Annotated in this window: 9 protein-coding genes; 2 read left to right on the forward strand and 7 right to left on the reverse strand. The window is 65.0% G+C overall.

Annotation, left to right across the window (positions count from 1 at the left end):
• Positions 1 to 208: 208 nt before the first annotated feature.
• From JZ792_RS22725 to JZ792_RS22735, 3 genes are all read right to left on the reverse strand, one after another.
• Entirely contained in the window at positions 209 to 1,564 is a 1,356-nt protein-coding gene (locus JZ792_RS22725) for a WS/DGAT/MGAT family O-acyltransferase (protein ID WP_216913119.1), read from the reverse strand.
• A 132-nt stretch (positions 1,565 to 1,696) separates the two neighbouring features.
• A complete protein-coding gene (locus tag JZ792_RS22730) occupies positions 1,697 to 2,329 on the reverse strand; it encodes a class I SAM-dependent methyltransferase (protein ID WP_216913121.1) in 633 nt (210 codons plus the stop codon).
• 135 nt (positions 2,330 to 2,464) lie between these two features.
• Positions 2,465 to 4,309 carry a cutinase family protein gene (locus JZ792_RS22735; protein WP_216913123.1) on the reverse strand — a complete coding sequence of 615 codons (1,845 nt, stop codon included), beginning with the start codon at positions 4,307 to 4,309 and terminating at the stop codon, positions 2,465 to 2,467.
• 297 nt (positions 4,310 to 4,606) lie between these two features.
• Here JZ792_RS22735 and JZ792_RS22740 point away from each other — a divergent pair, with 297 nt between their 5' ends.
• Together JZ792_RS22740 and JZ792_RS22745 are read left to right on the forward strand one after the other, a co-directional pair.
• Positions 4,607 to 5,209 (forward strand): hypothetical protein, encoded by a 603-nt coding sequence (locus JZ792_RS22740; RefSeq protein ID WP_216913125.1) that lies wholly within the window; start codon positions 4,607 to 4,609, stop codon positions 5,207 to 5,209.
• Positions 5,191 to 5,796, forward strand: a complete 606-nt coding sequence (locus tag JZ792_RS22745; protein WP_216913127.1) for a hypothetical protein — start codon at positions 5,191 to 5,193, stop codon at positions 5,794 to 5,796. The genes JZ792_RS22740 and JZ792_RS22745 overlap by 19 nt, the downstream gene beginning before the upstream one ends.
• Before the next feature lie 1,157 nt (positions 5,797 to 6,953).
• Here JZ792_RS22745 and JZ792_RS42685 read toward each other — a convergent pair.
• The 4 genes from JZ792_RS42685 to JZ792_RS22760 form a co-directional block, all read right to left on the reverse strand.
• A complete protein-coding gene (locus JZ792_RS42685; protein WP_256461459.1) occupies positions 6,954 to 7,082 on the reverse strand; it encodes a hypothetical protein in 129 nt (42 codons plus the stop codon).
• 599 nt (positions 7,083 to 7,681) lie between these two features.
• Positions 7,682 to 8,173 carry a hypothetical protein gene (locus tag JZ792_RS22750; RefSeq protein WP_216913129.1) on the reverse strand — a complete coding sequence of 164 codons (492 nt, stop codon included), beginning with the start codon at positions 8,171 to 8,173 and terminating at the stop codon, positions 7,682 to 7,684.
• Between the two features lie 548 nt (positions 8,174 to 8,721).
• Positions 8,722 to 9,291 carry a hypothetical protein gene (locus tag JZ792_RS22755; RefSeq protein WP_216913131.1) on the reverse strand — a complete coding sequence of 190 codons (570 nt, stop codon included), beginning with the start codon at positions 9,289 to 9,291 and terminating at the stop codon, positions 8,722 to 8,724.
• A gap of 1,317 nt (positions 9,292 to 10,608) precedes the next feature.
• On the reverse strand, positions 10,609 to 11,277 hold the full coding sequence (locus JZ792_RS22760; RefSeq protein ID WP_216913133.1) for a hypothetical protein: 669 nt from the start codon (positions 11,275 to 11,277) through the stop codon (positions 10,609 to 10,611).
• Positions 11,278 to 12,098: the final 821 nt, after the last annotated feature.

The raw sequence follows: 12,098 nt of genomic DNA on the forward strand, positions 1-12,098 counted from the left end.
CGCCGTGTTCCGGCGCGACGACACACGTGGTCGACCGGAACAGTCGAATAGCCCGCGTACCGCGGGTATCGCCATGGCGCGGCAGCGGTCCATTCGACTGGGTGGTGCACCATAATTTGACAGTAACACGTTCTAGTTTTGCCGGAAAAGAACTTCTTCCCCACGGGGCGAGTCGGCTCGTTCCGGTAGCGTCCGCGTGTCGTCGAGGCTAGTGCGACTCCTCCAGCTCGGTCAGCGCGTTGTCCAGGTGGATCAGGATCCGGTCCAGATGCGGCACGCTGCGACGGCAACCGACGATGCCGAAGTCCAGATTCGCGCCGTTGGTGGTGAGCGTGATGTTGGCGGCCTGCCCGTCCAGCGGAATCGACATCGGGTAGCCCGCGTCGAGCCGGGCGCCGTTCCAATAGAGGGGTTCGCGCGCGCCGGACACATTCGAGATGACGATATTGAACGCCGGGTTGGCCACCGAGTTGAGCGCGGGCAGCAGCGACATCGCGAATGGACTCAGCGTCAACGCCGACAGGGCCATCGCCTGGGTGTTCGACAAGGCCCGATACACCTCCTTGTTGCGATGCATCGAATCCTTGATCGCCTCCAGCCGGTCGAACGGATCGGCGAGATCGGTGGCCAGATTGCACAGAATGGCGCAGATCTTGTTACCGCCGGCCTCGTTGTCGTCCTCGTCGCGCAGCGATACCGGGACCATCGCGATCATCGGTTTGTCCGGCAACGCCTCTCGTTCCCTGAGGAATCCGCGCAGCGCGCCCGCCGACATCGCGAGCACGACATCGTTGACGGTCGAGCCGGTGGATTTGGCCACCTGCTTGACCCGTTCCAGCGGCCACGACCTGACCACGACCCGCCGCGCCCCGCCGATGGGGACGTTGAACATGGTGCGCGGCGCGGAGAACGGCATGGTCAGCTGCTGACGCAGCAGCGCGTCCCGCGCGGTGCGGGCCAGCGCCGGGACCGATCCCGCCGCGGACAGGAGATTGCGCGCGGCCGAGCCGAACGCCGAACCGGAAGGTTCGTCGGCGTTCCTCGGATGGGTGCGCGGCAGATTCCACGGGACCAGGAGGTCACGGGCGGTCGCGTCCTCGGTCATGATGCGCCGCATCAGACGCTGCCCGGAGACGCCGTCGATCAGGGCGTGATGCATCTTCGTGTAGAGGGCGAAGCGGCCGTCGCCGAAACCCTCGATCACGTGCATCTCCCAGAGCGGGCGATGACGGTCGAGCAGCGTGCTGTGCAACCGTGACGCCAGGTCGAGCAACTGTTGTTGCCCACCCGGCCGGGGTAGCGCGGCGCGGCGCACGTGATAGCCCAGCTCGATATCGGATTCCTGCGTCCATCCGATCTGGGGCGCGCCGAGCCAGGTGGCGGGGCGTTTGCGGAAGGTCGGATGGAACGAGGTCTCCCGCAGGATCCGCTCGTGGGTTCGCCGGACGTAATCGGGTCCGGCGTCCTCCGGTGGCTCGAACAACATGAGACCACCCACGTGCATGGGGTGCTCGCGAGATTCGGCGAGGAGGAACAATGCATCGATCGGCGAAACGAACTCCATATGTGGACGCCCCCTGACGACAGCGGTGAGCTTCGAATGATGGATCGACCACATTGTCGGGTGGGTACGCACAACCCCGAATCGGTGTGACAGACCAAACGTACCCGCACTTGGGTGCGGGTGCCGGTCGAATCAATGATCCCTCGTGACCAGCAGGTATCCCTGCGCGCCACGTTCGTCCGGTTCCGGTTGTCGCACCATTCGGCACACCTCGGTGAATCCGATGTCGCGCAACACCTCGGCAAGTCGCGGAGGCGACCAGCGATAGGAGAGCGCCACCCGGTGGTCGAAGGCCTCCACCGCGACCGAGGTCTCGATCGCCTGGAAGGCCAGCAGCGCGTGCCCTTTAGGACGGAGTACCCGATAGAACTCCGATAACACGTCGGGCACCCGATCCGGTGGCAGGTGGATGATCGAATACCAGGCGACCAGGCCCGCGAGCGCCCCGTCGCCGAAGTCGAGCCGCTCCATGGAACCCTCGTCGAATCGCAGGCCCGGGTAGCGGCCTCTGGCATAGGCGATCATCCGGGCGGACACGTCGATTCCGCTGATGTCCAGTCCGCGCCCCGACAGATAGTCGGTGATCCGTCCCGCCCCGCAACCGACTTCGAGTACGGGCCCGGATTCGTTGGCGCGCAACAACTCCGAGAAGGTGTCGAGCATCGCCCGATCGAGGGGTTGTGCCGCGAGCTGACCTTCGACCACTTCGACGTACAGGTCGGCGATGTCGTCGTAGGCGGCGCCGATCTCGACGCTGTTGCTCATGGGCACTCCGTTGCGCTCGGTGGTTCCGTGGTCGTCGTCGAATTCTATGCGTGGCAACGGTATCGGGACCCCGCCGACATGCGGATGCCCCGGATACCTCTGGCGGGAGGTATCCGGGGCATCCGGTCGAACTCGCTACCGCGAGCCCGTGGTGGTCGGGGTCGTGGATTCGGTTGTCGTGCCGGTCGGGCTGGTGCCGGTTCCGGTCGCGGACGGCTCAGTCGCGGCGGGCGCGGCGTGCGCGGGCGCCGGTGCGGGAGTTTCGACCGGAGCCATCGCCGCGGGCGGTGCCGCGACGGAATTCCTGGCCTGCGGTGCGGCCTCCTGCTGGGTTGTCGTCGACGTCTCCGCCGGCGCGGCGGGCGGGTCCGTGGTCGTCTGCGGATTCGTGGTCGTCGGCGCGGTGGTTGTGGTCGTCGTGGTCGACGGTGTCGTGGTCGGAGGTGTCGTCGTGCTGGGCGGCGTGGTTGTCGTCGACGTGGTGGTCTTCGACTCACCGCCGGTCTTCGACTTCGCCGCCTCGGCGCCCGTTGTCTTGGTAGTGGTCGTCGGCTTGGACGTGGTGGTACTCGTCGGCTTCGCCTTCGTCTCCTCCACCGCCTTGTACACGGCGGCCACATCGGCTTCCTGCGGCTTGGCCTTCGTATCGACCGGCTCGCCCGCCTGCGCCTGCTTGGCCAGATGCGTCAGCCAGGCTGCCGCGTACTCGGCGGAGGTCAGCGGCTTGCCCGCGGCGGCGTCGGCGTCATCCCAGTAGTCGAAGTGATGACCGGTGTGATTCGGTCCGAGCGTCAGCTGATACGGGTCGCTCATGATGACCGGAATGGTGTTCTGGTTCGTCACGATGAGACCGATGATCTCGTTGAGCACCTTCTGCGGCAGGTAGGCCAGCGGCGACATCTGATCGGAGGCGATCGTGTCCGCCTTCGCCGGGGTCTTCGGCGCCGTACCGGGCTTGTACTCCGGATCCGACACCCGCAGCAGGACCTCGAGGAAGGTCTCGTCGCTCTGCATCCAGTTCTTCTGCGACTGGATATCGGCGAACGCGGCCAGGGCGATCTTGCCCAGCGTCACCGCGACGTCCTGTCCGGTTGCCGGGGTCAGCCCCTCGCGCTCGAGTGCGTCGACATTGATCTGGCGGCCGACGTTGACCACCAATTGCAGCAGGGAGATGTTCTCCGGCGCGGCGCAGGTGAGGTCGCCTTCGGAGCAGAAGGACGCGATCTTGCCGTTCAGGGCACCGAAATCACCGCTCGTCCCCGGCAGCGCCCCCTTTCCGGGAGCCGTGTTCTTGCCGTTCTGGTACTTCTGGTCGAAGCCGTCGGGGTTGGCGTACGGGTCCTCGGCACCGGGGAACGGTCCGTCTCCGGCCGAACGACCCGCGTCGGCCAGGATGACGACACCGACCACATCGGCCGGATCGACGATGCCGTACTCGCCGTCCGCGCCGGGCTCCTGATGCCCGATCTCCATCGCCACCCGGCGCACGACATCGGCGCCCTCGCTGTAGCCGACGATGGAGAACCGCGTGTCGGGGCAGGCCTGCGCGATCTCCCGCATGACCTGCTGGGTATTGGCGACGCCGGTGTTCACGGCGTCTTCGTAGCTGTCCATATTCGCCGGATACGCGATGTAGACGGCCGAGTAGGCGTCCGGGTCGACGGCGCCCGCCGGTGCGTTGACAACCGGGTCGACCCATTCGCTGTGGTAGTCACCCGACATCGCGGCGGGCAGCGCGTTCCCATTCGCGTCGACCAGCATCCGAGTGGTCGCCTCGTCCGGTGAGTCGTTACGCCCGGCGACCGAGATGGTGACCATGTCCCGGCATTCGGTGACCGACGTCGTGAGCCGGGGATCCGCGGTATGCGGCGACGACGTCAGCGCCAAAGATCCCGCGACGAGCGCCGCGATACCCAGGACGGCGGGCGCGGCTACCGCCGAAGCGATCCGGTGCCGCGCGAAGAATTCACGAAGAGACATGCCCTCATCCCCATTCCACGATGATCGACAGGTGAACGGACAGGCCCCCCCGAAGGGCCATGTGTCACCAGGGACGTCGTGGTAGGAGCCGCGAGCGTTACTGAAGTGGAATCCGGGTCACAGGCAAATGTCGCCGACTGCCGCCCACCGTTTCCCGGAGTACCACTCCGTAACCGCGCGCCACACCGCCCCGGGCCAGCTAACTTCTGGTGACGTATCGCTCGATCCGCCTCCCGCCCGAGCCGGTCGGATGTATGGTCCGGACGCTGCCGATACACGGGGGAAGGTTCACGTCGAATGACCAGTGCCGTAGACAGTTCCGGTGCGGACGAGAGCGTCGCTCCCGACATCGCGGTGATCGCCGACGAGTTCGGTGCCGTGGTGGTCGGCGACGAGGCATTGATCGCCGAGTTCGTCGACCAGTGGTCGAGCGACGACCCGGATACCGCCATCTCGATACCCGACGCCCCGGTGTCGAACGTCGCGGGCAAGGTCGCCTCATCAGTGATGAAGACCACAGCCCCCGCCACCCGTTACATCCAGGGATCCAGGATCTGGGAGAACGCGTCGCGTCCGAAGCCGGGCACCGTGGTCACGTTCCACAAGACGACCAAGTCGGCGACGACGGGGAAAATCCTGTCGAATCCGCAGGTGGCGCTCGCTCCCGTCCCGGGGATCGGGCAGGCCGTGCTGGCGCATATGGCCGTGACGGCCGCGCTCGAACAGTTGGCGGACCGGATCGAAGCGCACCTGGACCGAATCGAGGACAAGGTCGACGACGTGTTGCGGCTGGCGTCGGCCCAGCGCCTCGGCGATGTATACGGGCATCGACGGATTCTGCGGCGGCGCGTCGCCGAGATCAGCGCGGGCGCGACAAGGGCATGCTCGGTGAGACGCTGAACCTGCTGCTGGTCGCCCAGCAGTCGTTGTATCTGTGGCAGCGCCTGCGGCTGGAGCGCACCCGGCTCGAGGAACCCGACTACCTGGAGCAGACGGTCGGTAGCGCCAGGGCCACCCTGCGCGAGCACATCGAGGCCGACGCGGAACTGGCGAGTCACCTGCGAACGGTGCTCGACCGGCACGCCGCGCTGCGCGTCTCCGAAGTACATCGGCCACTGGCGGGCCGAACACTGGCCAGATACCGCGTCCCCCTGGCACGGACCCTCGACGCGTTCATCGAGGCCCGCGCGTTGCAGGTCGAATCGTGGAACGGAGTCGAGAACGCCTCGATCCGCGACGCCCTCTCGGTCGCGCGCGGCCGAACGATCGGTGCGGCCAACAGTGGTCGGCGGCAGATATCCGCGGGAGCGAGCGCGGTGGCGCGGTGGGTGGAACCGAAGGCCGACGGTTCCGAGTCCGGCGAGACCGAGCAGGCGGATACGCCCCCGTCCCAGGGGTGCGACGCGGTGCTAGCCGCACCCGAATCGGCCGTGACAATTGTCCGGAAAATCGGCCGTATACCCGAATATCGGAATACTGTCCTGTAGTTCGTCGAGATAGTGCCCTATGCGGCCGCTCCTCGGAACGGCTCGGGTGATTTGTCCTGTCCGAAATTCCGACGGGTCGATGCCGAATTTTTATCTGAAGTGCCGCACATTCGGATTGCGATTGCTGTCTTTCGTCTATTTCAGGGGGTTGAAGGGCTGAAACCCCGTTCGATCGCCATTCGAACGATAAGGCCACGGCGCGTATACGTCGCCACGTGATCGCATCGATCGTGCGCGTCGACGAGAAGCGTCGGAATCGAGTATGCGGATCGGTGGCAAGTGCCAATTACCTTCTGTACATACATGATTCGGTTCTATTCGCCCGATCCCACTCTCGTCCGATCAGCCGCCGAATACTGGAGATTCGCGTTGTGATCCACGGGTTACATGGGACGTATGACACCGATCCGCAGCGGTGAAACAGCCCTTGACGCTACCGATTCGGAGTGTAAGCGTAGGGACGTGGACATGCCCGAAAAAGGGCGTCCCAGCTGGGCGACAGTAACCTCGGACTCGGTCGGTGATTCGCCGATCGATGATAGAGGGGTCGTCGTACTTTCGGGTTCTCAGACCCACGAACTATTTCAACTTTTCATCGAAGTACGAGGAGGAAGCCATGAGTGCAATTATCGGACTCGGCTCCGCGGCCGCGGGCGCTGCAGTCAGTCTGGTGTGGGCGCTGCTGGGCCTGATCATCATCTGAGTACGGCCGCCGGATCTCGATCGAAAGGATTCACCGAGATCACGGCGGCAGTTCAGCTTTCGCTCGTAGAGCGACGCAGGGAGTGAAGACGCGGCCGATGTCACAGGCGCCCCGGCTGTCTCGTCACGTGGATCGAAGTTCGAGACGCGAGTCAGTGCAGGAGCCGTCATCGCTGAGCAGGCCGTGTACCAAGAGTTCGACTTGGTCACCGGGGGCAATAAGGGAATCGGTAGATGAACGGCGAGGCGCGAGACAGCGGCGATATCGCAGGCCGCGGGAGTGACATGCGCTGCCCCTGAACATCACCGATCCGCCGACCCTGTCCACGGACGCCGAGCCGATCGAGGAGCGTTTCGGCCACCTCGACCTCATGATCAACAACGCGGGCATCACCGGTTATCAACAACGCGGGCATCACCGGTTCCGGACAGGCTTCACCCGCCTGCGCTCACGATCACGTGCCGAGCACGGTCGATGTGGATATGGTCAGGGCGGTATGCGAGGCCGACGTCTTCGGGGCGGTCGCGAGGACCAATGCCATGATGGCGCTGCCGTGACGCGCACCGGCGGCCCGCATCGTCACCGTGCGCAGTCATGCGCTCGCTGACTCTCACCAGCGACCCGGACCGGCCCTTCCCCGAGTTGCCTCCCCGTAATCACCGTCCGAGTCCGCGCTGACGTGCAATATGCCAACGAGTTACGCAGAGACGGCATGCGCGTCAACGCCGTCGCCCCGGTTACGTCGACATCGGCGGGCCGATCGGGACGGCGCGTTCGTCGAACCGGTCACTCGACATCCTCGACGGCCGCACACTGACGATCCGCTCGGTGAACACCGACGAACTCGGGCACCTGGGCTGGGCCCAGTAGCTGACGCGTCGGCATCCCCACGCGAAGGGAACAGCCCCATCCGCTCTGCCGGATGATGGCAGCAGTCGTCTCCGGAGTTGGAACGGCAAAGAACCGATGCCCGTGATTCACGGGGCACGACGAGGCGTAACGGACGCACCGCCGCACCCGGTGCACAGGGTGACAACCGTCCGCCGTCCGCGAGGAACCACCATGGTCAATTTCATCGCCATACCGAGTAACCCGATCGAGGCGGTGCTGCGCCTGCTGGCTCAGGTGTCGTGCGGCCTCTCCTCGACGCAGGGTTGCGCCGTCATCCAGTAGGGTGCCGACTCAGCCGCTCGGGCTCGGCAGGAAGTTCTGCGGACCGGTCCCACCGTTCGGCGGGAACTGGTTGTCCAGGTTGTTCGGGTTGGCCGGATTCTCCGGATTGTTGAGGTTTTCCGGACTGTTCGGATTCTCCGGGTTGTTCGGGTTCTCCGGACTGTTCGGATTGTTCGGGTTCGACGGATTATCGGGGTTCTCCGGGTTCGCCGGATTTTCCGGACTCAGTGGGTTCTCGGGATTTTCCGGGTTCTCCGGACTCAGTGGGTTTCCCGGATTCATCGGGCTGAGCGGCTGCTGCGGGATCTCGGGTTCCACGATCGACGGCGGTGCGCCGGGCACCGCTATCAGCGTCGGCGCGGCCGCACCGGGCTGCGATGAAGCCGGGGTGCCGATGTCGGCATTCGCAGAGGCGATTGCCGAGGGCGCGACGGCGAGTGCTCCGGAGAATACGGTCGCGGCGATCAGGCGACGGGTTCCGGATGAGGTGGCTCTCGACACGGCGGTCCTCCTGCAAACATAGGGCCACCGCCCGTCGAGCCCGACGGCGTCGAGTTGCAGGACTTCGCGTGGAAAGCGTTGTGGGTCAACGCCTGCCGCACCTGTCACTCGACGCGGATCCGGCCCTACCGCCGCTCACCAGCTTATGCCGGTGGCCGGATTTCCGGTCGAGATCCCGGCACGGAATCCCGACGGCGGTGGGGTGAGGTGACCACAATCGGTAGCTGAGAGTTTACTCCGGGTCGATGGCGCGGCACGCTGAATCTCGAAATCGTGGCCGACCGGCAGAACACGCGCATTCGCACGGCAACCGCCAACCGACTCGGCGTCCTGGCTGAACGTGGGACCACGCGGCAACCGCCGCTGTCCGCGAGGAGTCAGAAGTCCAGCCATCCGAAGTACTCGCGGTGCCGCCGAGCGCGGTAGCCAGCGTCACGAAGGTCATGACGGCACGATTGATTCGCATGGTGGAATGTGTGACGGTGGGCGCGATACCGATCTCCAGGGCTCGCCGCCGCCGACCGGCGTGCCCTCGGGTTGGCGCCGGTTCACGATCCGGCGGACGTCTCCAGCTCTCCGGAGTAGGGGCGGTTCCCTGTCGCGCGCTCGAACTTCCACAACTGTGTTTCGAACGCCGGGTGACCCGGATCAGCAGCAGCTCGCACACCGGCTACGGATGAGTTGTCGCCGCCGAGATAGGTGAGGACGTCGGCGGGCGGACCGTCGAGGTCGAGGACCCGGATCAGGAAGACATCCTCGCCGAATCCGCCGACCGCGACGACTTCCCATTCCGCGAGGAGTTCGGTCCAGCCGGTGCGACCGTCGCGGTGGTAGCCGAGGTATTCGTCGGTGCGCTGGTTGAGCAGGTTGTACATGCCGCGCACCGGACGGACCCGGATCGTCTGTTCCGGATCGTCGTCGTCGCCCTCGCAGACCGCCGCCTTCGAGATCGGGTCCGCGGTCAGGACCTGATCGAGGTGGGCGAGCGGGCGGATCGTGAAGAGACCGGGTCCGGGTCCGGGGGGAGTGGGCTGGGCATTGGTCGGAGCGGACAGACCGACACCGATCAGCAGCGCCGCGGCCACCACCGAGATCCACGGACCGCGCCGCCGAGCCACCCGCGCCGTCCTCGGACAGCGTGCGATCCGATCCGGGTTCGCGGGTCCAGGCGGGTGAACTCGCAGCGCGCCAGCTCGCACGACCATGCCTTTCTCGAGTCGAAGGGGACATCGAGTCTTCGGCGTCGGGAGCTTCGCGGATGGGTGCGGACTCACGACAGCCCGATCGACGTCGATCCGACATCGCCGGTGCGGTGCGACGCGCCGGGAAAACGCGACTACCAGGCGGTTTCGTTGCCCGAGGCGGCGACCTGTCGGCTATATTCCTGCGCGCCGCCCGATGCGGTGAGACTTTGGTGAACCCCCATGGCTACGAGAGGGTGACGATGAACTCCGCTGTTCTGGATATTTTGACGACAATCGCTTGGTCGCTGTTGACCGGCCAATGTGTCGGCATGCCGTTCCCTGGTCCTTTCAGCTGATCTCGCCCGCCGACCGGTCCGTACTCGCGACGATGCCCGACGCCGACGTCCTCCAGTGCCGACTGGTTCCGAAGAAAAGAAGATGTGAAGAAAAGAAGATGTAGGTTCTCGCCGCTGATGGCATTCTCCCCGCGTTCTACCTGCGATTACTGGTTTGTCTCGCGACGTGGCATAAAAGTTCTGTCTCAGAAACATGGCATTTCCTCAGCCTGACCAAAGTCCGCGACCGACTGACAGGGCGTTGCCGCGTGTCAGCGCGTAAGGACATTGCTGCGCACGTAATGCGGGTGTGGCAGCGGTCGCCGTTGAGAGCAACCGGCCGACGCTGCTGCGGTCAGCGCAGCAGCGCGAAGACCACTGTCGCGCGACAGGTTTACTGCCTGCCTGAAGGTGTCGTCTGGGCCTGGACGCATTTGGCGTCAGGTGAAGAGCCGACCCAGGGTTGCCCTTCACCGGTCCGCTCCCGTGCCCCTACGCTCCGTAGGGGTCGCGCGGTTGCGCATGTACAGGCGGGCGTCGATCTGACAGGCCGTGCCACGATGCCTCACCATGACTGACCACCGGCCCGTGAGTTTCGGCAACACCAGCCGCTGTGAACACCTCTTCGCACCCGACCGCCGAGGCGGCCGACTCGCCATTCTCGGAACGGCAGCGCACGCCGTCGGACCGCGGTCGTCGTGGTCTGCCGCGATACGTTCCTAGGCGATCGGTAATAGTGCCGACAGCGCGTGACAGGTCCCAGGTATCGACTCGGCGCGATCAGCAGCCAGGACGTCTAGGCCGAGGTAGTGGCGGCCGTCGATGTGTATGCGACCACCGGCGCGGTTTGTGTCCGACGGACCCGCCCCGGCGGCGCAGTCTCGCCGCCGACCACGAACCGCGGAATCCGCTGACCTCAGTTGGCCAGTTGTGTGGTCATGTCGGTAAGGAATCGGACGCAGGCGCGCTTGTCGTCATCGGTGAGGTGCAGTGGACCGCCGGCGGTGAGGATGTCGGTTTCTTGGACCTCGAGAATGGCATTCCATTCTTTGATGCGAGTGGCGAACCGAACGCTACCCGAGGGGTTCCTCTCGTCTGTGCGCCGATCGAAAACCCATACAGAATCACCCAATTCGGGTGCCTTCTTGTACCCGTTGCGCCCCTCGGTCGGATCCAGGTCCTTGAGCGTGGGCCGCGCTTGGTAGTGACCGGCCGGGTTTTGCCCCTGCTGGACTTCGCATATTCCACCCACCTTCAGTTCGGACCCCGGGGTGAGAGTCGGAGTAGTGCGTACGTCGACGACACGCAGGTCGTCAGTGAAGAAATTCTTCAGCGCATCACACAATTGCGACTGGATCATGACCGGATGGGCCCCGGTCGTCGTCGGCGCGCCGGAAGGCGGCGACGGCGAGCATCCGGTTATCGAAATCAAAGCAGATATGGCCACGATGACTGTCGAGCCGATCCTCATTGTTTCACCGACCACTCCGACTCGTCCCCGTCCTTCGTCGACCGTCGCCGATAGCTTCCCGAATTCCTTCGTTTCCCGCCCCGTAGGCAACCCGACTGTCAGTTTGTCGGCCATCATCGCCTCTTTTCGTCGAGGAGCCGCAGCCGATGGCGGTCCAACCGGTCCTCGGGGTCGGCATCGGTACAGCCCGAGTAGTCCCCGTGTGGGACGATTTCGGGCGCATCGAGGCGATTTGCTCCGCACACCACACGATCTCGCCGCCGATCGTGTCGACATGGGCGGTCTCGGCCCAATCACCACTCACTTCGATCGAGCGCAGATAGGTACGATCAGCGGTCACCGTGACCGGATGTCCTCCGTCGAACACGATTCGACCCGATACCTGGTATCGGCCACTGTTGATCGCGCTGCTCGACACCTCGGTGTACTGCTCCCAGGTCCGGGTTTCCAGCAGAACAATCGAGATCGTTCGCAGGTCCGGAGTCGTCGCGTCCGAGATTTCTCGCGGACTGGGCCACCGACCGGACGCGCTCAACTGCTGGATACGTTGCGACACAGCAGCTCTATAGGCCGCCATGAGCTCCTCGCCGACGTCTCGGGCGGCGAGGTGACTGTTCCACTGCGGACTCATCGCGATACGAACCGGAAGACAGCCACGGTCGAGTTCCATCGAAACCAGCGATGAGCCGACCCGGGGCACGACTACCGATTCGAGGGTGCTGCCGGCACTGTTCTCGACCTGCGACGGCACCGATTGTTGCCGAGCGGGTGGAGGTTTCGGCGCGGCCGTGGCCAGCACCGACGCAGATCGAGCGGTAGTGGACTTCTGTGGGGTGAGCGGCTCCTCGTCCCAGAACTTATCCGCGTCATCGAAGTGGTTGTAGAACCCACCCGACATCACGTCACCCCGCAACGGAATCCAGCAGCCCGAGCGG

Source organism: Nocardia noduli, assembly GCF_019038455.1.
Lineage (GTDB): Bacteria > Actinomycetota > Actinomycetes > Mycobacteriales > Mycobacteriaceae > Nocardia > Nocardia noduli.

Coding starts and splice junctions, on each gene's coding strand:
- JZ792_RS22745 (WP_216913127.1), top strand. CDS start 5,191: ATGCTCGGTGAGACGCTGAACCTGCTGCTGGTCGCCCAGCAGTCGTTG.
- JZ792_RS22735 (WP_216913123.1), bottom strand. CDS start 4,309: ATGTCTCTTCGTGAATTCTTCGCGCGGCACCGGATCGCTTCGGCGGTA.
- JZ792_RS22760 (WP_216913133.1), bottom strand. CDS start 11,277: ATGGCCGACAAACTGACAGTCGGGTTGCCTACGGGGCGGGAAACGAAG.
- JZ792_RS22730 (WP_216913121.1), bottom strand. CDS start 2,329: ATGAGCAACAGCGTCGAGATCGGCGCCGCCTACGACGACATCGCCGAC.
- JZ792_RS22725 (WP_216913119.1), bottom strand. CDS start 1,564: ATGGAGTTCGTTTCGCCGATCGATGCATTGTTCCTCCTCGCCGAATCT.
- JZ792_RS22740 (WP_216913125.1), top strand. CDS start 4,607: ATGACCAGTGCCGTAGACAGTTCCGGTGCGGACGAGAGCGTCGCTCCC.